The organism is Ruegeria sp. B11, assembly GCF_056539785.1.
This window is the reverse complement of the sequence record NZ_JBQFVO010000002.1, coordinates 637,860-664,796: the sequence shown is the minus strand read 5'-3', so window position 1 is coordinate 664,796 and position 26,937 is coordinate 637,860. Positions and strand designations below refer to the sequence as shown.

Below are 26,937 nucleotides of genomic sequence, written 5' to 3'. Positions count from 1 at the left end.
TTACTGTAGGAACTATTTACAAAGGACCATAGAGATTCTTGAGGTCCAATCATGTCATCCGATACCCATAGCCACGACCATGGCCACGAAAACAAACATGGTCACCACGCATGCGGTAGTGGCGGGTGTGGCGACATCGCCCCCGCCGGTCCAATTCCTGAAGGTGGTAGAAGCTTTCAGGTCTCTGGCCTTGATTGCGCCGAAGAGGTGGCGATCCTGAACCGTGTCGTCGGCCCGAAAGCAGGTGGTGAAGAGCATCTCGCATTTGATGTGATCAACGGTCGGATGACGCTTCTTGAAAGTGCTTCCAAGTTATCTGACGAAGATGTCATGCTGCTGGTTGCGAGTACTGGTATGACCGCCAAACCATGGGATGACGGAAATGCCGCCCAGGACCAGGCGGCGCATATTGCACGTCAGCGGCGGTTCACCACTCTTAGCGGAGGGTTTTGGGCAGCAGGTTTTGGCTGGCACATTTTCGAAACCGGCATGGGCGGTGCGCTCGGGCTGTTCTCGGGACATGGTGAGGTTCCGATGCCTTTGCCCGAGGCAGCTTTGTTCGCAGTCGCGATCTTGTTTGGCGTCTGGCTGGTGTCCCCTAAGGCCTGGTCTTCGGCGCGTCGACTTTCGCCTGATATGAACCTTTTGATGGTTGTTGCCGTCGCCGGTGCCATCGCTCTGGGTGAGTTTTTTGAAGCGGCAACTGTAGCATTTTTCTTTTCGCTCTCTCTTTATCTGGAAAGCTGGAGTGTCGGACGTGCTCGGAACGCGGTGTCCGCGCTGCTTGATCTGGCCCCCCCGACGGTTCGGCTGGTTCGTGCTGACGGTTCTGAGGCAACGGTCCCGGCGGCGGATGTCTTTGTCGGTGACACCTTCATCGTTCGAGGTGGGGATCGCATTCCACTTGACGGAGAAGTCATCGAAGGGGCCGGTGCCGTTGACCAGGCTCCAATCACGGGTGAAAGCGCGCTGATTCCCAAAGAGCTGGGTGATGAGGTCTATGCCGGCACAATCAATGGTGAAGGCACCCTCAAAATACGTGCGACGAAAACAGCGTCAGACACCGTGCTTGCCAAGATCATCCGGATGGTCGGTGATGCTCATGCGCGCCGCGCGCCGGTTGAGCAGTGGGTTACAAAATTTGCGCGGATCTATACGCCCATCGTTATGGTCGTCGCAGTGGCCATCGCCCTGATCCCGCCGCTTGCATTTGGCGCATCGTGGGGCTTCTGGTTTTACAATGCGCTTGTTCTGCTGGTTATCGCCTGCCCCTGTGCGCTCGTAATTTCCACACCGGTTTCAATCGTTGCGGCTTTGACCGCTTCGGCCCGGGCTGGGGTTCTGATTAAGGGCGGCGCATATATCGAGGCCCCCGGGCGTACCACCGCACTAGCCATGGACAAGACAGGCACGATCACCATGGGTGAGCCTGAAGTGGCCAATGTCTATCCGCTGGGCGCCGCATCCGAGCAGGAGCTGTTAGCGAGCGCTGCCAGCCTCGAGGTTCGGTCTTCACACCCGCTGGCCCGCGCCATTTTGACCCGGGCAGAACAGACCGACATTTCGATATCGGCGGCTGAAGACATCCGAACCGTTCCCGGTCGTGGTCTGGAAGGCCGTACCGAGCGTGGAGATATCTGGCTTGGCTCTGACCGCTTCGCTGTCGAGAAAGGCTTTGGCGCGTCCATCCCTGCCGAGTTGCGCAACCAAATCGAGAGCGCGGGAAGCACACTTGTTGTTGTCGGGGATGAGAACGGGTTAACCGGTTTGCTTGAGCTGCGGGACCGCATTCGCCCCGAAGCCCGAAGCATCGTTGCCCGGCTTCATGCGCAGGGCGTGAAGTCAATCATCATGCTGACTGGTGACAACGAACAAACAGCGAGAGCGGTAGCAGCCGAAGTCGGCATCGACGAAGTTCGGGCCCAACTTCTGCCGGAGGACAAAGTCGCTGCGATTGAGGAACTGGCAGAACAGCACGAGATGGTTGCGATGATCGGCGATGGCGTCAACGACGCGCCTGCGATGGCTCGGGCACATTATGCAGTTGCGATGGGTGCAGTTGGATCTGATGCTGCTATTGAGACTGCAGACATTGCTCTGATGACTGATGACATCGGCAAAGTACCCTGGCTGATCGATCATTCACGTCGAACCATGTCGATCATCCGTCAGAACATCGGGTTCTCACTTGCGACCAAAGCACTGTTTGTGACCCTTACCGGTTTTGGATTGGCATCAATGTGGGGAGCAATCGCCGCAGATGTCGGAGTGTCCTTGCTGGTCGTAGCCAATGCCTTACGGCTTCTGAAAGCTCCGGAAGATCACACCGCCCAGACTGCGGCAAATACCCTTGGCTCGCAGGGAATAGGCGCTGCGACCACATAAGAGGGGAAGCCGGACTTCAAGGTGTCCGGCTTTCGCCTCGCTTACTGGCGCGTTACATCAAGCGCACAACTGTGATCGAAAGGAAAAACGCCACCAGGCCAAAAGCGATGGCATATCCTGCGGCGTACTGAAGAATATCAAGGCTGTTGCCATTCCGGCGCTTTGCCAGGACCCTACCCCAAACGGCGCCAACCAAGGCACCCGTGATTGCCATCATCTTACATCCTCTGATTTTGTTCATTTGCGGTGCAGTTCACTTCAGGCGTTCAAACCGTCAAACTGATAGCCGCGCGTCTGAAGGCGTTCTGAAAGAACTCTCACGAGTTAGCTTCGCGTTTCTTGGCAGTGAGATCGCCCAGCTGCTTCTCAAGCTGTGCCCGTGCACTACTTAATCGCTTTTGCGCTGCTTCGTTTTCTACCTTGTCATTCGCAGCGGCAGCAAGTCGATCGTCAGATAGCGGGTCTGTCGGGCGCCCGTCGACCAATACTTCATAATGAAGATTTGGGCCGGTCGCGGTGCCGGTCGACCCGACACGACCAACCACCTGGCCCGCCTCCACGCGCTGACCTTTGGTCAGACCATCGGCGGTTGCGCTAAGATGCGTGTATCGCGTGACCGTGTCCGATCCATGAGCGATTTCGACCACACGCCCATACCCCCCGCGCCAACCAATATAAGACACGCGGCCCGGGGCCGTCGCATGCACCGGAGTACCACGTGCGGCAGCAAAATCGACACCTGTATGCATCCGAACATTTCCGTAGACCGGATGTTTTCGCCGACCAAAGACTGAACTCAGGCGCGCGCCCTCGACTGGCTGCGAGAAGACGCGAAGAAGCTCACCATCGACATAGATTGTGGCGCGGCCATTTTCGGCATCTGGCCATGCTATTTCATAAAGTTGGTCATCAACCTCCAGCGCCGCAAAAATGAGTTCTGGCTGGCCTGTTCTCTCGCCATCGATGCTCTTTTCGCGCCAGAGAAGACGGAGAGCTTCACCACCTGTCAGATCCCTCCGAAAATCCACTGTCCCGCTCAGCATCTGCGCCAGATCCACCGCAAAACGAACCGGGATCTTTGCGCTACTCAACGCATTTGAAATCGAAGTTTCGATCTCTGTTTTGCGGGCCAGAATGACGGTGTCGGGTTCTGGCGAGACCACGCGCGTGGACAACGTTTCGCTGAGTAGCACCTCGATTCTTACACCATCTTCCACCGCAAGCTCCACGCTCTGCGGTTGATCCGCTGCGGTTGTAACGACTGTTATCGAGTGGCCCGGGCGCAAACGCTGCAAATCATATTCAGCGCCAAGCGCAAGTGCGATTTCGGCCCGATCGGTTGCGTTGATCCCGGCTTTAGACAGCAAACTGTCGAGCGTGTCACCCAACGCAAGTTCGCGTGTCCATGTCCGTGAAGGTGGTTCAACAGGTGGCAAAGGTTCCTCTGCCTGAATGGGTTCCGGTTGAGCAGGTCGAAACGAAACGGGGCTTGGAGCGAGTTCTGCTGATGGTACGTTCAGCAACGGAGCCGATGTGATCTGCGGTTCCGCAGGAAGCTTGGGCACCGGAAAGACCGTGGGCGCAGGCGCCGTCACTTCAGACCTGTTCGAGGCAATGAACACGATCGAAGCAATTGAGACGCTGCTGATCGCGATTGCCGAGGTTGCTAGAAACCGTGCGTTCATAATGTTTTATCCGCTCCACTTTTCAAAGCACGACGGATCTTGGGCACAGCGAATTCTCTCTGCTCATGATAGTCGATGGTGCTGACAAATTCGCCTGTGGGGCTAAACAGAAATACACTTGCAGTGTGATTCATTGTGTAGTCGCCATCTTCCATTGGAACTTTTTCATAAGTGGCGCGAAAATCGTCTGCGGCCTGAGCGATTTGGCCCGAAACGCCGACCCACCCTCGGACAGCGGGATGAAAGTAGCTGACATAGTCGGCCATAGATTCGACTGTGTCTCTTTCAGGGTCTACGGTTATGAACACGACGTTCAATTCATCCGCGTCATTGCTCAGATCATCCAGCCAGAGGGAAATATCCGAAAGTGTCGTCGGGCAAACATCCGGGCAGTAGGTAAAGCCGAAGAACACCATTGTTGCACGTCCGACGAGCGATTGCGGGGTGACGGTGGTCCCTTCGTGATCAACCATGCGAAAGTTCATATCTGACAACGCAAGGGGACGAAGGCGATCAGATTGAGCCGCTCCCGGCCCATCCACTTGCCACCATCCGGCAAAGAGTGTCAGCCCGATTGCACCAAGTCCAGCAGCCCCGAATGTGAGAACGCGTCGCCGCTGCATCAGTTCTCGGGGCCTCGCGCAGCAATACCAAATATCGGCACGTTGACGGTCTTTTCTGTACCATCAGCAAAGATCAGAGTCAGCGCAAAACTCTCGCCTTCAGTCATAGGGCGTTGCAGCCGCATGAGCATAGCGTGGAGCCCGCCCGGCTCAAGCGCTACGGAACCACCCGGCGCAATTTCCAGCTCGCCAGCTGGTGCCATGGAACTGACGCCCTCTGCATTGGTCGATGTCTGATGGATCTCGGGCATCATCGCAAGATCGGTGCGGATAGACGTCAGCGTGACGGCCTCATTGCCGGTGTTGCTGATCGTCATGTAAGCGACGCCAGGTCGGTTGGTGCCAATTGAAGCGCGCGACCAGGCATCTTCAACGACAACATCGCCGCCCCCTGCCAGTGCAGGTGCCGATAGAATGGCAGTGGTGCCGAATGCGGCAAGCACACCTGCCAGAAGTGTATTTTTTGCAGTGAGTCTCATAGTACCTCTCGCTACTGCTCAGCTTTGCAGTGCTGCAACTTCTGCAGCGACCAGGCGTCTCAATTCAGCCTCACCAAACGGATCCAGAGCTTTGCCATTGACGAAGAATGTCGGAGTTTGCCTTATACCGACCGCTTCGACATCAGCGCGATCCTGATTGAGAACACCAACTGTCTGGGGCGCAAGCATTTGTGCCTGCGCTGCCTCGGCATCCAGTCCCGCCGCTGCTGCAATTCGAATAATAAGACCAGGCTCAGGCGCACCATGCGCGGCCCATTTGGGCTGCTCTCGCAGCACGGCTTCCAGGACCGGTTCAAAGACCCCCTGCATGCGTGCCGCTTCAAGCACGCGGATCGCCTCCTCTGAGCCTTCGCCATGGAAAGGGGTGTACCGGATCACAACGCGCACGGCGTCTCCATGCTGAGCCATTATGTCCTTCACGACCGGATGAAAGGCACGGCAGGCTTCACAAGCCGGATCGAAAAATTCGACGATTGTAACCGGTGCGTCCTTTGGGCCGAGAACAGGCGAGTAGGAACGGATAAGTGTTTCAGCGATTTCGGGTGCAACAGGCTCGGTATTGCCTGAAGCAGCCGGACGGTTCACGTACCAGGAAGCGGCTCCGAATCCGGCACCACCGAATGCGAGAACGGACAAAATCAGGCCACGTCTGTTCATACTTGTTTCTCCTTGAGTGAAAGGGCGCACAGAACGCCGATTAGCGCGAATGAAACGAGCGCCATCAGCGGAATCGGGATGCCCAAAACAGTTTGATTTGCGTCCGTGCAGGACGGACCACTGGCCGAGCATGGTTGGATTTTTTCGGGGATTAGACCAGCATACAGGCCCATGTGCCACAAGGCGACAGCAGCGCCCCCCAATGCCAGTGCTATCCCATATCGGCCCACGTTCTGGTCCTGCCACCACAGGCCAAGCCCCAGTACGATCGCCAATGGGAACATGAACGCACGCTGGAACCAGCACAGCACACAGGGCGTCTGCCCCAGGATCTCTCCAATGAACAGAACAGAAAGAGAAGCAACCAAGGCAATCGCCCAGGCCAGGCCGAGAAGTGTATCTTTGAAAAACCGGGTCATGGTGCTCAGAGTCTCTGTTTCAGATCCGCAAGAATTTCTTCGGCAGGCGTGCCATATGACCAGGACTGGACGAATCCAGCGTCCTTGTTGAACAGAAACAGATGAGAGGTATGCCCCATCGTATATCCATCCGGCGCAGTGGCTTGTTCGATCCGTTCGTAGAATATCGGGAAGGTCTTGGACGTTTGCGCAATTTGTTCTGGCGTGCCTGTAAGCCCAATGATCCCCGCATCGAAAAGTGGTACATACTCGGCCAGGACGGCCGGAGTGTCGCGCTCGGGGTCGATGGATATGAAGATAGGTTGCACTTGGGTTGATTGATTTCCCAGACCTTCCTGCACTGCTGCCACCTCGGACAGTGTTGTAGGGCAAACGTCGGGGCAGTTGGTGAAACCGAAAAACACCAACATCCACTTGCCTGCAAAGTCGTTCTGGGTACGGACAACACCAGAGTGATCTGTCAGTTCGAACCTGGCTTCGAACGGAACAGACCCCTCCTCAATCCGCGCAGGTCTATATTCTGACCACAGCATCAAATAGGCAAATGCCGCCGTTGCGACACCAGCCAGTACCCATAAGATTTTTTGAAATACGGTCAGTTTCAAAGTTAGCCGTCCGCCTGTGATTCTTGGTTCAGAACGGCATGTACACCCTCTACCTGCTAGAGGTTCAAAGGGGATTTTGAGCCTGCGGCTGGGTGTCACAGGTCCACCGGCTGGAAGGTTCTATTGTGCGGCGTCAACCCGAGCCTACATAAGCTGTAGCTTTGTAAGGAGACCCAGATGCTGACGATCGGAACGCTTGGAAAAAAGACCGGAACCAAGGTTCAGACGATCCGCTACTACGAGCAGATCGGACTTATGCCGGAACCGGGGCGCACCGAAGGTGGCCAGCGGCGTTATGGCCATACCGAACTGGATCGCCTGGCTTTTATCCGTCACGCCCGCCAATTGGGGTTTTCGCTTGAGGCGATACGCGAACTGCTTGATTTGTCCGACGATCCGGATCGCCCATGTCATGAAGCCGACAGTATTGCGCGCCGACAACTCAAACAAATTGAGCAAAGAATGGCGCGGCTAGAAGCGTTGCGAACCGAGCTGGAGCGCATGGTGCATGAATGCAGTGGCGGCAACGCCTCGGATTGTCGTGTACTCGAAGTTCTACGCGATCATTCCGAATGTCTTACTGATCACGAAGACATCGGCGCGTAACCCTGGGCAGCGTTGTTGCGAACTGGAAATAGCCTCTTGAAGCTACAGTCACTGTAGCAATTACAAGTCTTTCTGAGTTGATTCGACGAGAGACCAAATGCTGAACCGAGACCCGTTGTTAACCGCCACACCTCTGCTTGATTTTGAAACACCCGCAATTTCTGGGCTCATAACGGAACGGCGCTGGCCCGATCTGCCTATCGGGGATCGAATTGGCGCTATTTATGATTTCGTTCGTAACGAGATTGCCTTTGGTTACAACCGTGCAGACGATATCCCGGCATCAGAGGTGCTCGCCAACGGCTATGGGCAATGCAATACCAAGGGTACGCTTTTGATGGCACTATTTCGCGGCAGCGGTATCCGATGCCGTTTACATGGCTTTACGATCCACAAAGAGTTGCAGAGGGGTGTGGTCCCCGAACTGATTTATCCGCTGGCGCCAGAAGAAATCTTGCATTCGTGGGTCGAAGTCGAAGTAGACGGTCGTTGGGTCAACCTCGAAGGATTTATTCTGGATCAGCCATACCTGGAGGCCTTGCAGCATAACTTTGCAGAAACAGAAAGCCTGTGCGGTTATGGGGCGGGTACCCGTTGTTTGAGCACCCCTCAGGTCGAATGGGAAGGTCGTGACACGTACATTCAGAAAACCGGAATCGTGAAGGATTTTGGCGTTTTTGATAGTCCGGATGCGTTCTATGCTGATCATGCGCAAAGTTTCGGCAGCATTCGGGGTTGGCTTTATCGCTTCATATTCCGTCACTGGATGAACGCACGCGTTCGATCCCTCCGCAATGGGAAGCTGAAGGCTCGAATGGCGGCCACGCATACACACGGAAATACATAGTGGGGCCTCAACTGAAGCGCTTTTGCAAGGCCGTATTCAGTGCCTCTGACAATAAAACCAAAACGATGATTGCCAACGTCACGGTCGCAGCCTTTTCATACTGAAACGACCGTACGTAGGTTTGTACATACAACCCGATGCCACCGGCACCGACAATGCCCAGTATCAGGCTTTCGCGCAGATTTAGCTCAAACCGAAATACGGTATCGCGCATGATCACAGGCGCCATCTGCGGCCAGATTGCCCAACGCAACTGTTGAATTCTGTTGGCCCCTGCGCTTTCAAGCGCCGCCACAGGAGCGGTGGCAACATTGTCGATGGCTTCTGCATAGAACTTTGCCAACATGCCGGTCGCGTGAAATGTGATTGCCAGTATACCGGGAAGCGGGCCCAACCCAACAGCGCCCACCATTAGCATAGCGACCAGGATCAGTGGGATCGACCGGATAACCGCAAGCAAGGCACGGACGGGACGCCAGATCGCTGTTGGTACCATAGTTTCAGAAGCCAAAACGGCCAGTCCCGCCGACAGGATCACGGCAAACAATGTTCCCAGAATGGCGATCCTCAGAGTCTCCGCCAGCCCGGTCAGAACCTCGCGCCAAACGGACAGGTCAGGTGGGATCATGCGCCCCAAAAACTCTGCCAGACGGGGTCCCGCGCCTGGCAGCTTGCCCAATCCCATATCCCCGCTGGTCAGCGACCACAGGATCGCCAGTACCAGTATGATCCAAATGACGGATCGACCCATCAACTGACTACCCGCAGCCCCGATGTGACACCGGCACCGTGATACAGTTCATCGATGTCCCCGCTGGTCAACTGAGCCGACGGTTTGTCGAACAATACCACGCCATCTCGCAGGCCTATGATGCGCTCAGCAAAGCGGCGTGACAGGTCGGGCTGATGCGAGCTGTAAATGACGCCGATTTCGCGACTACGTGCAGAGCTGGTGATCAAGCTCAGAATGCGTTCGGCGTGAGCAGGGTCCAAATTGCTGACGGGCTCATCCGCAAGGATCAACTCGGGTTCTTGTGCCAGACATCTGGCAATCGCAACGCGCTGCCGTTGTCCACCCGACAACTGATCGGCACGGCGGCTTGCCAGATCGGACAGCCCCGTATCCTGAAGCGCTCGTGTCACGCACATATGGTCCTCTTCCCGAAACCGACCCCAGAGTGAGGACCAGATATTCATCCGGCCCATCCGACCGTTCATCACATTCTGATAAACACTCTGCCGATCAACCAATGCGAATTCCTGGAAGACAAAGCCAGTATTGGCACGGTCCTCGCGGGATGGAATCCCAGTTGCCAAATGTGGCTTGCCCAGCACCTGTGCCTCGCCCTGCCATCCACTCAAACGACCATCCAACAACGCCAGCAACGTTGATTTGCCCGCACCCGAAGGACCGAGTAGCGCGACGCTTTCACCGGGCTGCACCGACAGCGAAACATCTGAAAGAGCTGCCGCACTGGCAAAGTGCTGCGATACCGCGTTGAGTGAAACTATAGGGTTCATTTCAGAAACCCATAGCGCCGCGCAGTCTCGCGCACGCCTTCGTAAACCGAAGGATCAGCAGGAAGATACCCGTCCGGGCCATAGAGGTAAGCCAGCAGGTGACGGTTCTCACTCTCGTTGAGGCGCAGCATGGTTTTAATGAACTTCGCCTGCAGCCCGGCGTCCAGATCAGGGCGGGCAATGATTGCGTGGCTGGGAATTTGTTCTGATTCCGCCAGCACCTTGACCTCGGCCTGCTGATCCGGAGTCAGATAGAGATCTGCATACTGGCTCGCGCCCGCAGCATCGACCAGCCCATTGGCCATGGCCTGCATCGCTTGCTGATATCCGCCAGCAAAGAATTTTTGCCCGAAAAAGCTGTCGGCATCGCCCGTGCCCGAGAACAGCCCGGCGCTCACAAACAGATCAAGGGGATAGATGTAACCGGATTCCGAGACCGGATCGGAAAAGGCGATGTCACGTCCCCGGAGATCTGCCAGCGTTTCGATTCCGCTGTCACGCCGCACGAAGACCCGGCCCGAATAGCTGGGTTGCCCGCGATAAACCTCGGACAATAGCGGTACGGCGCCGATCTGGTCTTCGGCCAACACAAAGGGCAACGCTCCCATGAACGAGATATCGGCATCACCGTTGCGCAGCGCCTCAACGGCAGCAGCGTGGTCGAACGTGACAAACCCCGTGACCGGGACGCCCATCTGCTCTGAAAGCCAGCCGGTGATGACGTTGATGTCACCCAACAGCTTTTCGGGGTTCTCCTGCGGGATGAAGGCCAGCTTCAGCCCCCGGTCAGTTGCAGCCATTACGGGCAGGGCTGCAGATGCGGCTGCAGCGACCAGAAAATTGCGGCGCGACAACATCAGAACATCCTCTCGTCAATTTCGGCCTGCATGGCCTTGAACAGTTCCCACTGGCGGGTGGCTTCGGTCCAGTTACCTTCGGCGCTGGCATCGCCAACCGCTCGCAGGATCGCGGCGAATTCGTAGATTTCGGGCTTGGCGTTCTGATTGACCATGACACTGGCATCCGCGGCCAGATCAGGAGCTACTGTGTCGATCAGAACCGCTATGTTTTCGGCATCCTGCATCGGCAGCAGGGTATCGAGCGTGCTGGCGAATGTTGTCAGCTCCTCCCAGGACAAGCGGAATACGCTGTTGCGACCCTCGAATACTTGATAGGGGTCTTCACCGTCTCCGACAGCTTCGACATAGGCCGTCAGATCTGCGCGCTGTGCTTCGTCCAACCCCAAATTTTTGGTGTCATTGAACCAGTCAACAACGCTGGCCAGCGTCGGCAGCGATCCGTCATGCATGTAAGGTGCAGTGAAATTGACGTTGCGCAGTGTCGGGGTTTCGAACGCGGTAGCCGTGCCGCCGGGGAATGGTGGTTCCGCGCTGCCGATGTCGTAGGTCAGACCATCGCGGAACTGACGGTCAGGCGTGTGACACGAAGCGCAGGATTTGTCACCAAGTCCGGCAAATTTGGTGTTGAACAGCACCTCCCCGCGCTTGGCGGCATCTGACGCCAGATCGGTCAGCTTGCCGGACCGGTCGATCTTTGGGTTGGGAAGAAAGTCGAACTGTTTGACATAGGCTTCCAGCGCATCCAGTTGGAACGGTGTTGGTTCCTTTCCGGCGAATTCAGTCACAATCACATTTCGGATGAAGCGACGTAGGCTGGGTTCGCGCCCGTCGCGGCCATAAGGTGCGGTAAAGCGGATGCCACGCATAGAAGGCGTGTCCAAGTGATCATCGGTCCGGTCATTGAACATTGGATTGAAGAACGAACCGTCCACATCCATCCCACCCGGATGGGATGACAGGCCCGGTATGAAGAAATCCCGGTTCACGTCGGAGCGGTTGTGGCAGGTCGAGCAGGCGATGCCTAACTCGCGCGCCGGGCCGCCGAAGATTTCAGGGCTGTCGAACAGCATATCGCCATAGGCCACCAGCGGTAGATTGGCTTCATCCTCACCCGCCTCTTCAAACTGAAGAACCAGCCGCGGCAGCTGCGCCTGATCTCCGATGTTCGACCCTGGCGGCAGCGTGGCGGGCATGGTGATTTGTTCGCCGGAAAGCACAACTGTTTCAGGCAGCGGTGTTAACTTGTCGCGTTGGGCATACTCGGATGGCAGATAGTTGGCACGAATATAGGCAGCGACAATGGCCTGAGCTTCCGCAAATTGGTCGGCATCCACCGTTTGTGCACCATTGCCCAGTACTCCTGCGCTGCCAAGGGTAGAGTTCAGAACCAGCCATGCCCGGCCCAGATCGCGAGCCGCCGACGCATCCGCAGCCTTGATACCATCTTCGAATGCGCGGAACAGAGCTGCCGCTTGTGCAACCTCGCGTGCCGCTTCAGGCTGACCCAACGCGGTCTTTGCGACATCCAGATGGCGCAGGATTCCCTCAGCAATGGCAATTGTGCTTGCTTCGAACAGCGCCTGGAGATCTTCGGCTTGCATAGCTTGGTTGATCGCAAGCGCCTCTTTGTCGGAAACGCGTGACAATGGAGCGACCTGAATGTCACTGACAGGTGCGGGCGAGGTCCAACTCCTCTCAATTTCATCCCAGGGAACCGGGGTTAGATTTCCCATGAACAAGGTCAGTCGATACGCGGCAGCGCGCGGAGCCCAAGGAGATTCTTCAATCGCCGTGGCATCGGCGATCACTGGCAATGCGCAAAGAAGTGTGGACGCTATTAGATATTTCATAGCTCTGTCTATTAAAATTAGCCTTGTCTAATTTATTGATGAAGGCATGCTCATTGTCAAGTTCGGCTTTCAGGTGCATACACTAGTGACTGGATTAACGACCTAATCGTGAGCCGATGACTGAAACGACACCGCAAGATTCAGATCGTAGTATTGATACCCAGGCGAGTGGATTTGAGGCTGTGCGACAGGCCCACCAAAGCGAAATGGTTGAAGACTACGTTGAACTTATTGCAGAGTTGATCCATCAGAATGGCTCGGCGCGCCCGGTCGAAATAGCAGAGCGGTTGGGCGTAACCCAACCTACGGTTTCGAAGAATTTGGCCCGTTTGAAACGAGAAGGTTTCATAGAACAAATTCCCTACCGCTCACTTCAACTGACCGATGCCGGGCGTCAATTGGCGGAAGCTTGTAGAAGGCGTCACCGGATTGTCGTGGAGTTCCTGATCGCCTTGGGCGTTTCACCGGAAGTCGCAGAGCATGATGCTGAAGGCATTGAGCATCATGTAAGCGAAGAAACTCTTGCAGTTTTTAAAGGATTCGTTGGGCGGACTGAGGAAACAAAGTAGAAGCTGGAAACTTCAATTTTACTGGCGAAATTTGGTATATCTAATTTCAAATAGACAGAGATTGTCTTAAGCTAAAGCTAGATAGTGACACTATCTGAGGGTGTGTGGCCCGGCGCGAAACAACGTGGTACCAGAAGATTGATACAGATGCCGACGCAGAGAACGCAAAGTAAATGAACCCTCAAAAAACAAGAAGCCAATTCGGTAGTCGATCTGGCCCAATTAAGAATCGGCGTTAAGATTTCCAGCGACAAAAAGCCCGACTACAGCAACTACCCTCAAACTGAACAGACGAACAAATTCTGTCGCAAACTCCATCCCCACCTGTCAGATCGAACGCAGTTCTGCTAACGTGGGCTGGAATATGACAGCAGCAGGCCGTGACGATCTCAATTAAGGGTGCGCATTTTTCGAAAGACGTGATTTTGCACGCGGTTTTCTTCTACCTACGCTGCGGTGTTTCATACCGTGACCTGGAGGAAATCATTGCGGAACGCGGCGTTAATCTGGATCTTGCAACACTGAACCGCTGGTTCAGTCAATATGCTGGTCTCATTTCGGACACAGCGCGTTATAGAAAGCATCCGTCGACGTTTGTGGCGAATGGATGAAACATATGTGCGGGCCAAAGGGAAATGGATATATCTTTATCGAGCGATCGATAAACACGGCAAGACCCTTGATTTCATGCTGTCCGAGCACCGGAACAAAGCTGCTGCGACGAGGTTTTTTGCCCGCGCACTTGAGGTGAACGGTCCACCGCGCAAGATCGTTATCGACAGTAGTTTTACCAACATGGCCGGCATCAAGGCAGTTAGTAATATACTCAAGAGCTTCAGTTGTCCAATCCCGATTGAGATGGTCAAGCGCAAATACCTCAATACCATCATTGAACAAGATCACCACTTCATCAAACGAAGGATCAGATTCATGCTGGGCTTCAAATCTTTCGCTTCGGCAGCATCTGCCTTGGCAGGTATAGAATTGGTCAAAATGATCCGCAAAGCTCAATTCACGCCCGGACTCTGTCCATTTCAGCAATTTATCCAGCTGGCGGGATAACCCGGGACCAAGCGCCACGTGGGTCTTACCGGTGTCGCTGGCGCCGAGAGCGATGACGTTCTCGCAGCGGTCGATCCATTCGCAGAGCGCCAGTTCCAGCACCTGCATCTTGTTGAGGCTCGGGATCGCGGAGAAGTCAAAGCTGTCGAGACTATTGGTCGCTGGGAACCGAGCCGCCTTGATCCGGCACTCAATCATCCGCCTTTCCCGGTCAAATAGTTCGAGCTCGATCAGCCGGGCCAGGAACTGAACATAGTCGCGGCCCTCGGAGGAACACTGCCGAGCCCGTTTGTCGTATTCCCGCAGGATGGTCGGCAGCTTCAGTTTTTTTAGTTGATGGTTCAGCAGGACCTGTGGCGTCTCCGTCATGTCGAAGCAACTGTTGTCAGGCACATGTAGCTGGCCAGAGATGTCGTCGCCACCTTGGCCTGCGGCAGGTACGGATAGACATTCAGATCGAGCCTCGGCGGCCGCCGCTCCACTTGACACAGCACCGGTTGTTTCACGGCATCAAACTGATCACCCCATCTGGATAGCCGTATTCACTGCAGCATGAATCTCCTCCATTTCGAAGCTTTCGAGCAGCCGTAGGACCTGCACGTATTCGCGCCTTCCGGCTTTCAGCATGCGTGTCTCCATAATCTTATTGAGAGCATCGAACCTTGGGAAGCTCCCATCCGGCTAGCGGAGCTGCCTGTTCGAAAACGGTTATGTTCTTCTCGATCAGCGGCAAGTAATGAACCGGATCGAAGACCATGTCCTCACGGTCGTAACTGCGAATTTGTCGCGCGATGACCTCACCACCACATCCGATCACCACCCGGTCAACATAGCCACGGATCCAGACATCTCTATGCCCGTAGGCGCCGGAAAGTAATAATCATTGGTTTTGTAACGTACCAACGCGAGCGAATTGACCCGGCCTGTTGCCTAGTTACAGGCTTCGAAGGGCGTGGTCGTTAAGGCAGCCATCACGTCCAGGTCATGCTGAAGCCGCTCGCCAATCGTCGCGGTATGCCCGCGCTTCTTATCCGCCTGTCGTTTTGGCACTGCCTCTCAAGCCTGTCGTTGAAGGCATCCCAGGTTGGAAAGTTCGGGATCGGCACCATGAAATTGCGCCGGGAATAACCACCAGCCCTTCGACGGATCCCTTGTCGTTGCCCATACCAGGACGCCCCGTTGCGGACCTGGATCACGTAGTGGGACAGCATTTCGCTTAACAGCCGCGCACGCCTGCGAGTTCCGTCGGGCTCGATCTTTGCTACAAGGCACCGGTCGTTATCGTAAAGGATCGACCGCGGAACGGCCCCGAAGAACCTAAAGGCACGGACGTGCCCGTCCATCCAGGCCTCGGCAGCCGCCGCAGGATAGGCGCGGATGTAGCAGGCATCGCTTTACGGCAGATCCAAGGCAATGAAGTGAGCCTTCTGCTCAATGCCACCGATCACCACCATTGCTTCGCCGAAATTGGCCTTAGCATAGCCGGATGCATGGTCAAGCGGTAAGAACATCTCGCGATGCTGTCGACCATGCTCCCGAACATAGTCCTTGATGATGGTGTAACCACCCTCATCCCGCTACTGTTCGAAGATCCGCTTGACCATATGCCGCTGTTTGCGCGGTCGCTGCCGATCCTCCGACAACCATTGATATTGGAAAATGCACGCCTTTCAAAGTGATCGTCACAGTTTGCTCCTGTCACGTCCCAGCCCGCGTTAACAGGGCTGCGTTCGATCTGACAAGTGGGAGCAGAGTTTACGACAGAACCACCGCCTGTTCAGCCCAGGAAACTTGCGAAGAAGAATGCCGCCGAAATCACATTCTCTTACTGCATGAAACTGCAGACCGACAGAATTAATAATAGTAGTTATTAGTACATTTTGCGCACTACTCACACACGATGCTCTCTATTGTCGATCATTCAACCGATCGCCGCGCTTTCTCTGGCAAGCCACGGCACGTTCATACCAATCATTGATAGGTACTCACCGCCACACCGTTGTATGCTCAAGTGCTATGAATATGTTACCGCACGCCAAGATAGTTCTCCTGATGAAAAGCAGCGGCGGTGCGCACGAAGATTGAGGCCGTGGCGTGGTCCCTGCCCTATCCCATAGACTGTGCATCAGTTCCGCCGTGACAAACTAAATAATTTGCAGATCACCTGCCCCAGTTTAACATCAATGCGGCGCGACGCCTTATATTAATTAACTGGACTTGATGTCATCGCCTCTGCTCGGAATGCAGCCGTCCGAAGCACAAAACAAGCGTTTGAGTCCGGGTGGTACGATCAAATGGTTCAGATGACCTCGTGAGGTTCTGACTCAAACAGCTGTCCAGTTTGTGCAAAAAAACGGCGCTGAAATTAACCAGCGCCGCGCTTCGGATCTATCTCGCTAAGCCGGTCTTACCCGTGGGTAAGATCGTCTTCTTCTCGCAGATCCTCGATCAAAGTGGCCACAGCACGTTCTAATTTAGCCCTATCGACACGGGTAAAGTCGAGATCATAGCGAAGTTCGATCCTTCCGCTGGATGCAGAACATTTTGCAATCCCTGCCCTGCCCCTTACCTGAAACGTTGTCTTCGCGCGGCGTGGTTTACCTACGGCTTCAGCCTTTGGCTTAGCGGCGGTCGCATTTTCGATTGTGAGAAAATCGCGAAGAATGGCCACTTCGCGCACGCTGTCGCGATTTGGTTCACTCACCAAAGCCGCACTGACTTGTCGGATCAATCCAGGATCAGAGTCGAGCTTTCGTTTGAGTTCAACGCCCACATTCCGTGGAATGTCGTTTGGGTGCATAAGAACCTTTTCCAACATGGCCAGCAAACTCGCAAACGCCCGTATATAGCTGCGCTTGGTATAGCTTGCAGATTTAAACAAGGTTGAAACCGCTTTGTCGACATCCGGACAATCATTGGCGGGGTCTTGCGCATAGGCACGCGCAAGCGCGCCCATTTCCGCAAACGAGATATCCTTTCGGATCAGGTTTTCATCGACCATGCGACGATAGCTATCATCCAGCTCTGCAACGTCAGAAACACCGGCCGGAATCGTCGCAAATCGCGCGTCGCCAGTTTCCTCAAGTAATGCGCGAAATGCCGATAATCTGCGCATTCCTTGAATTAACTCAAAGCGTCCATCGTTGCGACGCTCGACCCGGATCGGGTTCGAAAGACCCACATCCTGAATAGAAGCCTTCAACTCATCCAACTCAGGATCAGGGCCAGGCTTGCGGTCGCGCGTCAGGCGCTCGGTAACAACATCCGCCAATGCGATCTGTTCAGTAACATACCCTTCTGAACGTAGTCGTACAAGCTCGTGCGCTAACCTGTCATTTTCGACTCTGATTGCATCTTCGGTAGTTTGCTGGTCGCGTAGCGCATTAGCGTTCTCGGAGATTGCAGTAGCCATTGGTCCGCGCCTTTTCTCAAGCGCTTTATCCGGAACCTTGCCAACCGGGATTTCTTCCATCGCTGGCATATCGATATCGAACATTCTGCGTTTTCGGCTCATACGTCATCCTCCAGCTTGTCCCAGGCCGATAGCATGACGCCCCGGAATTCATCATAAACATTATCAAATGTCGAACGCGCGCGACGCCAAGTTTCCCTCGTCATCTCACGGTAATCCATCTCATAAACTGAACTCAGGAACCGACCAGATTGCTCGACCGCACGCGTCATCTCGACCGGGTGCTCGGCGAGGTGCTCACCAAAGACTTTGCGGAATGCGTCATACATCGCTGTGTGCAGTGGGTTCCCCGGTTCGTAGCGCGTAAGCAAAAACCGAATTTCGCAGAATGTCTTGGGTAAACCAATCTTACCCGTGGGTAAGGTCTTGTCGAAACCATAGGCCAGATCTTCGAGGGCTTCAGCCAACTGTCCAATGAATGAGGTGGTTGAATCGTATTCCCAGTATCCGGGCCCCGACGGGATATACAACATGTCTGCTGCGAACACCGCATTCATCGATTGGTATCCTATCGCAGGCGGGCAATCGAACAGGATCAGGTCATAAGCATCATTCGGTATTTGATCCAGATAGCGGGACACAGCTGCAAAAAAAGACCACTCAGGATTCAGGTGCCGATATTGTGCTGATGCGAATTCGACGAAAGCAGCGTTGGCGCAAGAAGGGATCGCATCAATCGTTGACCATGAGGTCTGCTTGATAAAATCAGAAATGCGCAGTTCGCCGAGGCCCATATCCGTTATAGAAGGTGGTAATTCTCGGCGGGGCAGGGCGGTTCCTGACTCCGCAGCCGCAGGGCGGTTATTCATGCGCTCGGTTTCACGGATTAGATCCCGCGCCATGATACCCCAGACGGTGAAATCTTCAGCAACATCGGTCAGACCCATCGAATGGCTGAGCGTCGCCTGAGGGTCAAAATCCACCACTAATACTCGGTAGCCGTCCAGAGCAGCGGCGTGCGCAAGATGCAACGCCACGGTCGACTTGCCGGCCCCCCCTTTGAAATTGGCAACAGCGGCCCGAACCGCCCGCTTGCCCGCAGGGCGTGGAGGAGTGAGCGCTTTGCGATTAACCTTAAGCCGCCGCCTGAGCTCATTTACCTCTTCCAGACTAAACCAACGCTGCCGCCCATCAGGCTCGACCTCGCCTCCCGGCAATGAAGGATCGGCGGCCAGCTTTCCTCGGAAAGTCGATTGGTTCACCTTAAAGATCAGTTCGGACACCTCCCAGCTTGAGAACCGCCTTAGCGTCTTCTCCATCTCAGGGCTGAAAGTCTGCTGGCGAATCCAGCCCTGCAATTTCAGGGACTGGGTGCGCAATGCATTCAGGTCTTCGTGCGTGTACATGCCTCAGTTCTCATTCTTCTGGACGTTATTTTTCTCTCTTTTGTTATTTACGCCCGATTTGCATATTTGGCAAAAGAAAATATTGTAAGGTTGTGATGTTACCCACGGGTAAGAAAATATGGCCGTATCTAGTGCTGACCGATTCGGAACGCTGCTGCTCTCTGCAATCGTCCTTACTTCGGATATCCTGCCAGATTTAGGGGGACACATCTCAAGCAAATACGGCATATAGGGGGACATTGTTGCTCCATAAGGGGACACCCAATATGTCCCCCATCACCATAACTTCACCTATTTCTTCTATTTTTTGATAGCTAATAGCACCTATCAAATAGCGTGATCTCAACGAACTCTTGACAGAATCGAAGTATTGGACGCTAATCAGTGAACAATCACGAAAAGCGTTGGGAAACGGCGCGATTACGGCGGGATCAACCCGCATGAGGCAAAAAAGAGCGGTGAGGAAACGGATGCGGGTGGCGAAACCGGTCGGGCGAAATGCGCCTGCACTGAAGTACGATATCTTGTCGGCGCTCGCCGTTCACGCCTTATCAGGTGACAAGCATCGTCATCGCAGTGTTCTTCGCATCATGACATTAATTACCACGCGCTATAACTGGCGCTCCAATGAACTGTCGATCGGCCGGGAAGAGATCGCTCGGTTGTGGTCCGTGAACGAACGCACAGTTAAACGTGAGATGGCTAAGCTGCGCAGCGCAGGCTGGATTGCGGTCAAACGACCCGCCGCTCGGGGTCGGGTTGCGGTTTATGAACTCGACCTCAAGCAGATCATGCTGGACACAATGGAAGCCTGGCCCGTGATCGGAACGGATTTCCAGGAACGAATGCAGCAGAAGCCAGAGCGCGATACCAATGTTGTGCCATTTCAGTCAAAGCCATCGATCCCGCCGCCGCAGGGTGAAGACGTTTGGGCACAGGTTCAATCGATCCTACATGAGCGTGACCCAGAACTTTGGTCCAGTTGGTTCAAGCATCTGAACGAAGCCGAAAGGGCAGGGGGCCTGGCGACTCTGATTGCACCAACGCGTTTTATGGCGGATTACATTGCACAGAAATGGTCGGGGAGGGTTTTGGCCGCTTATTCACGTGTAGACCCTTCGGTTCGAACAATTCGCATTGAAGCGGCAGAATAGGGCGCGGGCTTGCTCAACTGGCAACAGGCGACTATCTAGCGGAAACTGTTTATGAGCGCGTCAGATGTGACATAGCTCGATCCTGATCACAGTGGACATGTGCATTGCAAAAGATCAAATCAAAATTTGCGGCCGTATTGAGTGATTCCGTCCTGTGGCGACTGCTCTCCGAAAATATGCGCGAGCAAGCGGTCCCTTATACAATCGCGATCATCGCGATGGTATTTGTTGCGGCAACCACTGCAGGTATCGCCTTTATCATGCGTGATGTGGTGGATTCGCTGTTTGACAGTGAAAACTCAGCCAAGATTTTCGGCGTTTCGATGGCTGTATTCTCGATCTTCCTGGTCAAAGGGATTGCGACTTACGTCCAGATTGTGGCTCTGACCCGTGCCGGTAACCGGATCGTCTCGAAACAGCAGATCAAGCTTTACGACAAACTTTTGCGGCAAGGGGTGTCATTCTTCAATTTGACCGAAAGCTCGGATCTGTTGTTGAAGGTGACACAAACCGCCCAGGCTGCGCGCACGGTGATCGAGATCATGGTGACCACGGCGGTGCGCGATATGCTTACATTGATTGGTCTTTTGGCCGTGATGTTCTACCAGCAACCGATCTTGTCTTTGTTTACGCTTATCGTCGGCCCTTTGGCGATCTTGGGTGTTCGCATGCTGCTTCGCAAAGTGCGAGAGATTGCGGATATGGAGCTGCAATCGATGGGCGCGATCATGAAGGTCATTCAAGAAACCTCGGCTGGTATACGTGTGGTCAAGTCCTTCGGATTGGAAGAGCGCATGGCCCTCGAAATGAATTCGGCGGTGAAAAGCGTTGAGAAGCGCCGCAACAAGCTTGCGCGTTTGCAAGCTGCGACGAGCCCGCTGACGGATATCCTGGCCGGGTTTGCAATTGCCTCGGTCATCGGGTTGAGCGCTGGTAAGCTGTTTGGCGCTGCAGCGTCCACTCCGGGTGAACTGATGTCGTTCGTGACCGCTGTGATGATGGCCTATGAGCCCGCGAAGCGCCTGACGAAGGTGCGGGTGAAGATGGAGCTGGGTCTGCGCCGGGTGCAGATGTTGTTCAATATGTTGGACGAGCCTGAAACTCTGCCGGAAGAGGCCAATCCCAAAAGCCTGCCTGATGGTCCGCGAGAGGTGGTGTTCGACGCCGTCACTTTCGGCTACCGTCGTCGCGATCCGATCCTGAAAGGGCTTTCGTTGACGTTCGAAGCTGGCAAGACCACCGCTCTGGTTGGTCTGTCCGGCGGCGGCAAGTCGACCATTTTGAATTTGGCCCTGCGCCTTTATGACCCGAGCAGTGGTTCGGTATCGATCGATGGTCAGGATATCAAGTACGCCTCGTTCAAATCACTGCGCCAGAACATGTCGTTCGTCGGGCAAGAGACGTTTCTGTTTTCGGCCTCAATCGCCGACAACATCCGTTTTGGCCGTGAGGGTGCCTCGCAAGACGACGTGATCGAGGCTGCCAAGGCCGCGAATGCCTATGACTTCATCATGTCGCTTGAGAAAGGCTTTGACACTCTGGTTGGTGAAAATGGTGCCTTCCTGTCCGGTGGTCAAAAACAGCGCCTTGCGATCGCGCGCGCGCTTCTGCGCGACAGCCCGATCCTGCTGCTGGACGAACCAACTAGTGCGCTGGACTCGCGGTCGGAACATCTGGTTCAGGAAGCCTTGGGCCGCCTGACCGAAGGGCGTACGACAATCATCGTGGCTCACAGGCTTTCAACCATCATGCATGCGGACAAGATCGTGGTGATTGAGGCTGGTGAAGTTCTTGAGCAGGGCAGCGCCCAACAGTTGCTGAAGAAACCGGGGCCATTCAAAACCCTGTATGACCATCAGTACTCGAACGCCGTCAATGCCGAATGATCCCGACGTGATCCAACGGCCTGACATTACACCGGCGCGTTCGTCCCTGAGCGCGTCAGTGATCATCCCGACCTATCAAAGCTGGGACCAATTGCAGCTTTGTCTGGATGGGCTCGCCTCTCAGACACTGAACACAAACCAGTTCGAGATACTTGCAGTCAACAATGACCCGACCGACCCCATGCCCAACGGGTTTCGCCTGCCCGCCAACGCCCGCATTCTAAGTGAGGCAAAACCCGGCTCATACGCAGCGCGCAACCGAGGAATCGAAGAAGCCGCCTCGGAGCTGCTGTTTTTCACCGACTCCGATTGTCAGCCTGACCCGCTCTATCTAGAGGCCGGGTTGAAAATAGCCGAAGACCACCCCGAGGTTAATCGCTTTGGCGGCAATGTTGTGCTGATCCCGAACGGGCAGGATTGGAAGACGACCGAACTCTATGATGTTCATTTGGGGTTAGAGCAAAAAAAATGGGTGGAACGGGGGCGCGCGGTTACGGCCAATCTGATCGTACGGCGGGAGCTTATGGATCGCATCGGTCGGTTCAACGACACGGTGTTGTCCGGCGGGGACATGGAATGGAATGATCGTGCTCAATCTGCGGGCGAAGCGATTGTGTTTGCCGAAGACGCCATCGTTCGTCATCCGGCGCGCGACAGTCTTGAGGATCACATCACCAAAGCCCGTCGTATTGAGGGGGCTAGGCTACGCCGCAATGCCAAGCGCGGCATCGTAAATTACATCCCGCCTGTGCAGAAATTGATCCCTTCCTTCAAGACGTTAACAAATCTTCTGAGGAATCAGGATCTGTCAACCAAACAGGCTTTTGGTGTGTGGGGCGTTCACTATGTGATCCGCGTTGCAAAAATTACGGAAACCATTCGGCTTCTCTGGCTGCGGAGGCCTGACCAGCGGAAGTAGTGGCCACTGGCAATGATAAACCACTTTCAGACCATGACGCTACGCGGTCTGGTTCGGCTTAATTCAAGTTGATCCTTACCGTAGGACTCTTGGACAAGTGACTGCGGCACACTCTGTGTTCGCCGCTCGACCAACTAGCTTTGTTTAACATGGCGCTCTGGAAATCAATGTACTCTAGCTTTGAGCTTTTTCATCACAGCTGGTGGCACGATTAAAGTCGATCTCCGCGTTCGCGTATACTTATGGTCAGTACTTTGTTCATATCCGATCACGCTGATCCAGGTACCGATTGCACAGGGCGTTGACCGTTGTGTGCAGGATGATGGTAAGTACCGCCAACACGATCAGAGCGGCGAACATCAGGTCCGTTTTGGCACGTCCATTGGCCAGCAACATCAGATATCCCAGCCCACGCGACGCTCCGACCCATTCACCAATGACGGCACCGATGGGAGCATAGACAGCAGCCAGACGCAGGCCGCTGGCAAATCCGGGCAGAGCAGATGGAATACGGATGTGCCACATTACTCGGGCGGGCGACGCCCCCATGACCCGAGCCAGATCCAGCCAGTCGCGATTACTGCGCATCAGTGCATCAAAGAAAGACGAAGTGACCGGGAAATAAATGATCAGCAGAGCCATAGCGATCTTAGCCTCGAGCCCGAAGCCAAGCCACAGGGTCAGAATCGGTGCGAGGGCAAAGACGGGGATGGTCTGGGAAAACACCAAAATCGGTCGCACCAGCGCGCGTGCTAGCGGTGAGGCGGCAAGGCCGATGGCCGACAGCCCGCCCAGCACTGCGCCAAGGGCCAGCCCGATCAGCACTTCGGTCGCGGTGACCAGCCCATGCTCCAGCAGAAGGTTGCGGCTGTTCCAAATGGTTTCGGAAACCAGCGCTGGCGGAGGCAAGATAAAACGCGGCAAGCCGGTGGCCCAGACCACCAGTTGCCAAAGCGACACTGCCACTGCGACTGCAGCGATTCCTGCGGACCAACCTGTCATCGGGCAACCGGGAATCCTGCCCATGCGGCATCGAAAAAGGCGCGCTCTAGGGCCACGGCTTTTTCGAAGGTGGCGGCAACCTCGGTTTGCGCCTGGTCCGAAAGGGTCGGCCAGATCGCATCCAATTGCTCACGCAGATAGGCCACCACACTTTCGAACCCGTCGCCGGAGTGCAGGGTGATCCATTCACCCAGCCAGAACGGCAGATTATCGGCGCGGTTTTCGACCGGGCTAGCCCAATCCAGATAGACCCATTCCGCGACCACCAACACCGCCAGCATCCGCTCATAACGCCCTGATGCACGAGCCTCGTCCATCAGGGCTTGAAACGCCAGTGTTTCGGGTGCGGCTTCGCTTGCCTGCGGCACATCCAGCGCGCTGAATGCACGCAAAAAATAGGTGTTCTCCGGCCCGCAGATCTGACCTAGAAACTGTGCGCCCGGCACAGCATCGGCGAGGTTGGGTGCATGCGCCACTGCTGAGGCCAGCAGCCGCACAAAGCCTTCCACGAAAAGGTAATCCTGCTGTAAATAGCCAGCCATTTTGTCGTGATCGAGCATTCCGGTTGCCAGCGCATTGGTAAAGTCATGTGTCGTGGCCGCTGTCCAGTTGTCCTGGTTCAGCGCCCTGAGAGTTTCGCTTGCGCTCATCTGTTCGTCCTGAGTTGTTGAAGCAGCGCGGCCTGGATGCCCAGCACACCCGGATCATCAACAGGGCGCGGGATGCTGCCCATTGGAGTTTCGACCGGGTGCAGCCCGTCGCGCGTCATGATCATGATGTTCTGCCCCAGCCGCGCCACTTCGGCCGGGTCATGGGTGATAAGCAGCACCGTACGTCCCTTCAGCAGATGTGCGGTGAGGTCCTGCATATGCACCCGAGTCAGGGCATCAAGGGCTGAAAATGGTTCGTCCAGCAACACAATGGGGCGGTCTTCCATCAGGGTTCGGGCCAAGGCCACGCGCTGTCTTTGCCCACCGGAGAGCTTTCCCGGTTTCTTGCCCAGATGTGTGCCTAGCCCAACTTGCTCCAGTACCTGCTCGGCCCGGCCCCGATCGAATTTCTCGCCGCGCAATCGTGCCCCTATTGCCACATTGTCGAGCGCTGATAGCCAAGGCAGCAACAAATCACTCTGCGCCATTAAGGCCACCCGCCCGGCCAGCGCGCCACCGTCCGAGGCCCAGATTTCACCGTCCAAAGAAACATGGTCTCCCAGTCCGGCCAGCAGCTTGAGCACTGTGGATTTGCCCACACCACTGGCCCCCAGAAGACAGGTCCACCGCCCTGCATCAAGTCGCAGATCAATGCCGCGCGCGATGGATGTGTCGCCAATCGACAGTGATCCGCGCAGATATAGGGCGGGGGCCGGGCTCATGGCTGCGATGCCATGCCCCAAAAGCCGACCTCAAGCTCGGTCGCCTTGTGGAAGCGGTCGCAAAGATTTGCCCAACGTGGGCAGTTTTGCGGGTCATCCCCGATGCGCCGCGCTACCACGCCATCGATCAGCGCGCCAACATCGCAGCAGACCTGTTGGTAATCTTCCCCGCCATAAGTGTTGATCCAATCGGCATAGGTTTCCGACGTCTTTGTCGCCGAAAGCTCCGCCCCGATCACACCATAGCCCATGACGCAGGGGGCCAGTGTGGCCAGCAGATCAAGCATATCCCCTGAATGCCCGGCATCCAGCACATAGCGTGTATAGGCAAGATTAGCCTGACGCTCTTGCGTTGCAATAAGTTCTTCCTCGGAAATCCCAGCCTTGGCACAGATGCCGATATGCAGGGCAAGCTCGCCATTGATCAGTGCATTCACGGTCCCCGCGGCGAGGCGCATATCCGCGACGGTCTCGGCCTTGGTCACCACCAGCGCCCAAGCGCGGGCGAAATGGATCAGAAAGACATAATCCTGCTTGAGATAGTGCAGAAACGCTGCGCGCGGGAGGGTTCCATCACCCATGCCCCGCACGAATTCGTGGCGGGTATAGGCAGGCCAGGTTTCCCCGGCCGCCGCTCGCCACGCCTCAAATGAGGTACCGTAGTTCATTGTGCCCCCAGATCGACCGCGATTTTCGATACTGGGCGGGTGCCCTCGACCAGGCCGCTTCTGGCCAGAAATTCCTCGAAGCGGATATAGCGGCCTTCGTCCAGCGCCTCAGGACGCAAGGCAAAGCGGGGTAGGGTGTCGACCCAGGCCTTTGCATTCAGCTCGTCGTCCAGCTCTTCCGCGTAGCTTTTGAAAACCTCCCAGCTTTCATCCGGGTTGTTGACGATGTATTGCGTGGCCAGCTCGGTGGCGCGCAGGAAGCGGCGCACCTTGTCCTTGTCCATCAGCTCGGGGTTGGCGACATAGATCAGCTCGTCATATGTCGGCACGCCTTCTTCTTCGACATAGAAGCATCGGCCTTCGATGCCTTCGATTTCCATCTGGTTCAGCTCAAAATTGCGATAGGCACCGATCACCGCATCGACCTGTCCGGACATGACCGACGGGCTGAGCGAGAAGTTGACGTTGATCATTTCGATCTCGTTCAGCGCGACACCGTGCTTGCCCAGCATGGCACTCAGCACCGCTTCTTCTACGCCGGCAACTGAGAACCCGATCTTGCCGCCCTTTAGCTGGCTGATTTCCTGGATTGGGCCGTCCTTCAGCGTCAAAAGGCAGCTGAGTGGTGTCGCCACTAACGTGCCGACACGCATCAGCGGCAGACCTTCGGCTACCTGTAGGTGCTGGTTTGGTTGGTAGCTCACGGCGATGTCACCCTGCCCAGCGGCCACCAGTTTCGGTGGGGCCGAGGGATCAGCAGGCGGCACAATCTCGACCTCAAGATTCTGGTCTGCGAAATAACCCTTTTGCTGCGCCACGATGATCGGACCGTGATCAGGGTTCACGAACCAATCCAGCAGCAGAGTCATCTTGTCTTGTGCCAGCGCCGGTGTAGCCATCAGCATCGCCGCTACGGTCAGAAAATGTTT

Annotated in this window: 25 protein-coding genes and 3 pseudogenes; 8 read left to right on the top strand and 20 right to left on the bottom strand. The window is 55.5% G+C overall.

Translation table 11 applies throughout. From position 1 onward, the window contains the following. Nucleotides 1–51: 51 nt before the first annotated feature. The gene (locus ACR0I1_RS10690; RefSeq protein WP_480706381.1) at nt 52–2,385 is read left to right on the top strand and encodes a heavy metal translocating P-type ATPase; all 2,334 of its coding nucleotides are present in this window, start codon (nt 52–54) and stop codon (nt 2,383–2,385) included. Nucleotides 2,386–2,437: 52 nt separating this feature from the next. Here ACR0I1_RS10690 and ACR0I1_RS10685 read toward each other — a convergent pair whose 3' ends face one another. From ACR0I1_RS10685 to ACR0I1_RS10655, 7 genes are all read right to left on the bottom strand, one after another. Next, nucleotides 2,438–2,626 carry a hypothetical protein gene (locus ACR0I1_RS10685; protein WP_480706379.1) on the bottom strand — a complete coding sequence of 63 codons (189 nt, stop codon included), beginning with the start codon at nt 2,624–2,626 and terminating at the stop codon, nt 2,438–2,440. 76 nt (nt 2,627–2,702) lie between these two features. Continuing rightward, a complete protein-coding gene (locus ACR0I1_RS10680; RefSeq protein WP_480706377.1) occupies nt 2,703–4,070 on the bottom strand; it encodes a peptidoglycan DD-metalloendopeptidase family protein in 1,368 nt (455 codons plus the stop codon). Next, nucleotides 4,067–4,693 (bottom strand): SCO family protein, encoded by a 627-nt coding sequence (locus ACR0I1_RS10675; RefSeq protein ID WP_480706375.1) that lies wholly within the window; start codon nt 4,691–4,693, stop codon nt 4,067–4,069. The genes ACR0I1_RS10680 and ACR0I1_RS10675 overlap by 4 nt, the downstream gene beginning before the upstream one ends. Then, complete coding sequence (locus tag ACR0I1_RS10670) at nt 4,693–5,172, bottom strand: copper chaperone PCu(A)C (protein WP_480706373.1); 480 nt, start codon at nt 5,170–5,172, stop codon at nt 4,693–4,695. The genes ACR0I1_RS10675 and ACR0I1_RS10670 overlap by 1 nt, the downstream gene beginning before the upstream one ends. A gap of 18 nt (nt 5,173–5,190) precedes the next feature. After that, nucleotides 5,191–5,850 (bottom strand): DsbA family protein, encoded by a 660-nt coding sequence (locus tag ACR0I1_RS10665; RefSeq protein WP_480706371.1) that lies wholly within the window; start codon nt 5,848–5,850, stop codon nt 5,191–5,193. Continuing rightward, nucleotides 5,847–6,269 carry a disulfide bond formation protein B gene (locus ACR0I1_RS10660; RefSeq protein WP_480706369.1) on the bottom strand — a complete coding sequence of 141 codons (423 nt, stop codon included), beginning with the start codon at nt 6,267–6,269 and terminating at the stop codon, nt 5,847–5,849. Before ACR0I1_RS10660 ends, ACR0I1_RS10665 begins: the two co-directional genes overlap by 4 nt. Before the next feature lie 5 nt (nt 6,270–6,274). Continuing rightward, the gene (locus tag ACR0I1_RS10655; protein WP_480706368.1) at nt 6,275–6,874 is read right to left on the bottom strand and encodes an SCO family protein; all 600 of its coding nucleotides are present in this window, start codon (nt 6,872–6,874) and stop codon (nt 6,275–6,277) included. A gap of 177 nt (nt 6,875–7,051) precedes the next feature. Here ACR0I1_RS10655 and ACR0I1_RS10650 point away from each other — a divergent pair, with 177 nt between their 5' ends. Both ACR0I1_RS10650 and ACR0I1_RS10645 read left to right on the top strand, forming a co-directional pair. Beyond that, nucleotides 7,052–7,480, top strand: a complete 429-nt coding sequence (locus ACR0I1_RS10650) for a MerR family transcriptional regulator (RefSeq protein WP_170637694.1) — start codon at nt 7,052–7,054, stop codon at nt 7,478–7,480. Nucleotides 7,481–7,577: 97 nt separating this feature from the next. After that, entirely contained in the window at nt 7,578–8,327 is a 750-nt protein-coding gene (locus ACR0I1_RS10645; RefSeq protein WP_480706366.1) for a transglutaminase-like domain-containing protein, read from the top strand. 7 nt (nt 8,328–8,334) lie between these two features. Here ACR0I1_RS10645 and phnE read toward each other — a convergent pair whose 3' ends face one another. From phnE to ACR0I1_RS10625, 4 genes are read right to left on the bottom strand one after another with little or no spacing between them, the layout of a single operon-like run. Further along, a complete protein-coding gene (gene phnE, locus ACR0I1_RS10640) occupies nt 8,335–9,078 on the bottom strand; it encodes a phosphonate ABC transporter, permease protein PhnE (RefSeq protein ID WP_480706364.1) in 744 nt (247 codons plus the stop codon). Next, nucleotides 9,078–9,848: a phosphonate ABC transporter ATP-binding protein gene (locus ACR0I1_RS10635; RefSeq protein WP_480706362.1), complete on the bottom strand. Its 771-nt coding sequence runs from the start codon at nt 9,846–9,848 to the stop codon at nt 9,078–9,080. Before ACR0I1_RS10635 ends, phnE begins: the two co-directional genes overlap by 1 nt. Beyond that, entirely contained in the window at nt 9,845–10,705 is an 861-nt protein-coding gene (locus ACR0I1_RS10630) for a phosphate/phosphite/phosphonate ABC transporter substrate-binding protein (RefSeq protein WP_480706360.1), read from the bottom strand. Before ACR0I1_RS10630 ends, ACR0I1_RS10635 begins: the two co-directional genes overlap by 4 nt. Then, nucleotides 10,705–12,558, bottom strand: a complete 1,854-nt coding sequence (locus ACR0I1_RS10625; protein ID WP_480706358.1) for a cytochrome c peroxidase — start codon at nt 12,556–12,558, stop codon at nt 10,705–10,707. The genes ACR0I1_RS10630 and ACR0I1_RS10625 overlap by 1 nt, the downstream gene beginning before the upstream one ends. A 116-nt stretch (nt 12,559–12,674) precedes the next feature. On the opposite strand from ACR0I1_RS10625, the gene mntR reads away from it, so the two are divergent. Together mntR and ACR0I1_RS10615 are read left to right on the top strand one after the other, a co-directional pair. Next, entirely contained in the window at nt 12,675–13,127 is a 453-nt protein-coding gene (mntR, locus tag ACR0I1_RS10620; RefSeq protein WP_480706356.1) for a manganese-binding transcriptional regulator MntR, read from the top strand. Nucleotides 13,128–13,507: 380 nt separating this feature from the next. Beyond that, nucleotides 13,508–14,189 (top strand): annotated as a pseudogene (locus ACR0I1_RS10615) (IS6 family transposase). On the opposite strand, the pseudogene ACR0I1_RS10610 reads toward ACR0I1_RS10615, so the two are convergent. The 4 genes and pseudogenes from ACR0I1_RS10610 to ACR0I1_RS10595 all read right to left on the bottom strand — a co-directional run. Then, nucleotides 14,184–14,558 (bottom strand): annotated as a pseudogene (locus tag ACR0I1_RS10610) (ATP-binding protein); the annotation flags it as partial. The pseudogenes ACR0I1_RS10615 and ACR0I1_RS10610 overlap by 6 nt on opposite strands. After that, nucleotides 14,555–15,835, bottom strand: a pseudogene (istA, locus tag ACR0I1_RS10605) (IS21 family transposase); the annotation flags it as partial. The pseudogenes istA and ACR0I1_RS10610, both read right to left, overlap by 4 nt. A gap of 761 nt (nt 15,836–16,596) precedes the next feature. Next, entirely contained in the window at nt 16,597–17,703 is a 1,107-nt protein-coding gene (locus ACR0I1_RS10600) for a ParB/RepB/Spo0J family partition protein (protein ID WP_223118550.1), read from the bottom strand. After that, nucleotides 17,700–19,007, bottom strand: coding sequence for an AAA family ATPase (locus ACR0I1_RS10595; RefSeq protein ID WP_480706354.1), 1,308 nt, complete (start codon nt 19,005–19,007; stop codon nt 17,700–17,702). Before ACR0I1_RS10595 ends, ACR0I1_RS10600 begins: the two co-directional genes overlap by 4 nt. A gap of 470 nt (nt 19,008–19,477) precedes the next feature. Here ACR0I1_RS10595 and ACR0I1_RS10590 point away from each other — a divergent pair, with 470 nt between their 5' ends. From ACR0I1_RS10590 to ACR0I1_RS10580, 3 genes are all read left to right on the top strand, one after another. After that, nucleotides 19,478–20,161, top strand: a complete 684-nt coding sequence (locus tag ACR0I1_RS10590; protein ID WP_480706352.1) for a DnaA N-terminal domain-containing protein — start codon at nt 19,478–19,480, stop codon at nt 20,159–20,161. Nucleotides 20,162–20,298: 137 nt separating this feature from the next. After that, nucleotides 20,299–22,047 (top strand): ABC transporter ATP-binding protein, encoded by a 1,749-nt coding sequence (locus ACR0I1_RS10585; RefSeq protein ID WP_480436466.1) that lies wholly within the window; start codon nt 20,299–20,301, stop codon nt 22,045–22,047. Next, a complete protein-coding gene (locus tag ACR0I1_RS10580) occupies nt 22,037–22,966 on the top strand; it encodes a glycosyltransferase family 2 protein (RefSeq protein ID WP_480706350.1) in 930 nt (309 codons plus the stop codon). The genes ACR0I1_RS10585 and ACR0I1_RS10580 overlap by 11 nt, the downstream gene beginning before the upstream one ends. Nucleotides 22,967–23,224: 258 nt before the next feature. Here the strand turns inward: ACR0I1_RS10580 and ACR0I1_RS10575 are convergent, their stop codons facing one another. The 5 genes from ACR0I1_RS10575 to ACR0I1_RS10555 are packed head-to-tail and all read right to left on the bottom strand — an operon-like array spanning nt 23,225 to nt 26,913. Further along, nucleotides 23,225–23,968, bottom strand: a complete 744-nt coding sequence (locus ACR0I1_RS10575; protein WP_480706348.1) for an ABC transporter permease — start codon at nt 23,966–23,968, stop codon at nt 23,225–23,227. Beyond that, nucleotides 23,965–24,618, bottom strand: coding sequence for a TenA family protein (locus tag ACR0I1_RS10570; RefSeq protein WP_480706346.1), 654 nt, complete (start codon nt 24,616–24,618; stop codon nt 23,965–23,967). Before ACR0I1_RS10570 ends, ACR0I1_RS10575 begins: the two co-directional genes overlap by 4 nt. Beyond that, nucleotides 24,615–25,340 carry an ABC transporter ATP-binding protein gene (locus ACR0I1_RS10565; protein ID WP_480706344.1) on the bottom strand — a complete coding sequence of 242 codons (726 nt, stop codon included), beginning with the start codon at nt 25,338–25,340 and terminating at the stop codon, nt 24,615–24,617. Before ACR0I1_RS10565 ends, ACR0I1_RS10570 begins: the two co-directional genes overlap by 4 nt. Then, nucleotides 25,337–26,008, bottom strand: coding sequence for a thiaminase II (tenA, locus tag ACR0I1_RS10560; protein WP_480706342.1), 672 nt, complete (start codon nt 26,006–26,008; stop codon nt 25,337–25,339). The genes ACR0I1_RS10565 and tenA overlap by 4 nt, the downstream gene beginning before the upstream one ends. Continuing rightward, complete coding sequence (locus ACR0I1_RS10555) at nt 26,005–26,913, bottom strand: ABC transporter substrate-binding protein (RefSeq protein ID WP_480706603.1); 909 nt, start codon at nt 26,911–26,913, stop codon at nt 26,005–26,007. The genes tenA and ACR0I1_RS10555 overlap by 4 nt, the downstream gene beginning before the upstream one ends. Between the last annotated feature and the right edge of the window lie 24 nt (nt 26,914–26,937).

Coding starts and splice junctions, on each gene's coding strand:
- ACR0I1_RS10555 (WP_480706603.1), bottom strand. CDS start 26,913: ATGCTGATGGCTACACCGGCGCTGGCACAAGACAAGATGACTCTGCTG.
- ACR0I1_RS10575 (WP_480706348.1), bottom strand. CDS start 23,968: ATGACAGGTTGGTCCGCAGGAATCGCTGCAGTCGCAGTGGCAGTGTCG.
- ACR0I1_RS10670 (WP_480706373.1), bottom strand. CDS start 5,172: ATGAGACTCACTGCAAAAAATACACTTCTGGCAGGTGTGCTTGCCGCA.
- phnE (WP_480706364.1), bottom strand. CDS start 9,078: ATGGGTCGATCCGTCATTTGGATCATACTGGTACTGGCGATCCTGTGG.
- mntR (WP_480706356.1), top strand. CDS start 12,675: ATGACTGAAACGACACCGCAAGATTCAGATCGTAGTATTGATACCCAG.
- ACR0I1_RS10690 (WP_480706381.1), top strand. CDS start 52: ATGTCATCCGATACCCATAGCCACGACCATGGCCACGAAAACAAACAT.
- ACR0I1_RS10580 (WP_480706350.1), top strand. CDS start 22,037: ATGCCGAATGATCCCGACGTGATCCAACGGCCTGACATTACACCGGCG.
- ACR0I1_RS10570 (WP_480706346.1), bottom strand. CDS start 24,618: ATGAGCGCAAGCGAAACTCTCAGGGCGCTGAACCAGGACAACTGGACA.
- ACR0I1_RS10650 (WP_170637694.1), top strand. CDS start 7,052: ATGCTGACGATCGGAACGCTTGGAAAAAAGACCGGAACCAAGGTTCAG.
- tenA (WP_480706342.1), bottom strand. CDS start 26,008: ATGAACTACGGTACCTCATTTGAGGCGTGGCGAGCGGCGGCCGGGGAA.
- ACR0I1_RS10630 (WP_480706360.1), bottom strand. CDS start 10,705: ATGTTGTCGCGCCGCAATTTTCTGGTCGCTGCAGCCGCATCTGCAGCC.
- ACR0I1_RS10645 (WP_480706366.1), top strand. CDS start 7,578: ATGCTGAACCGAGACCCGTTGTTAACCGCCACACCTCTGCTTGATTTT.
- ACR0I1_RS10635 (WP_480706362.1), bottom strand. CDS start 9,848: ATGAACCCTATAGTTTCACTCAACGCGGTATCGCAGCACTTTGCCAGT.
- ACR0I1_RS10675 (WP_480706375.1), bottom strand. CDS start 4,693: ATGCAGCGGCGACGCGTTCTCACATTCGGGGCTGCTGGACTTGGTGCA.
- ACR0I1_RS10565 (WP_480706344.1), bottom strand. CDS start 25,340: ATGAGCCCGGCCCCCGCCCTATATCTGCGCGGATCACTGTCGATTGGC.
- ACR0I1_RS10660 (WP_480706369.1), bottom strand. CDS start 6,269: ATGACCCGGTTTTTCAAAGATACACTTCTCGGCCTGGCCTGGGCGATT.
- ACR0I1_RS10600 (WP_223118550.1), bottom strand. CDS start 17,703: ATGAGCCGAAAACGCAGAATGTTCGATATCGATATGCCAGCGATGGAA.
- ACR0I1_RS10685 (WP_480706379.1), bottom strand. CDS start 2,626: ATGAACAAAATCAGAGGATGTAAGATGATGGCAATCACGGGTGCCTTG.
- ACR0I1_RS10595 (WP_480706354.1), bottom strand. CDS start 19,007: ATGTACACGCACGAAGACCTGAATGCATTGCGCACCCAGTCCCTGAAA.
- ACR0I1_RS10625 (WP_480706358.1), bottom strand. CDS start 12,558: ATGAAATATCTAATAGCGTCCACACTTCTTTGCGCATTGCCAGTGATC.
- ACR0I1_RS10590 (WP_480706352.1), top strand. CDS start 19,478: ATGCGGGTGGCGAAACCGGTCGGGCGAAATGCGCCTGCACTGAAGTAC.
- ACR0I1_RS10680 (WP_480706377.1), bottom strand. CDS start 4,070: ATGAACGCACGGTTTCTAGCAACCTCGGCAATCGCGATCAGCAGCGTC.
- ACR0I1_RS10665 (WP_480706371.1), bottom strand. CDS start 5,850: ATGAACAGACGTGGCCTGATTTTGTCCGTTCTCGCATTCGGTGGTGCC.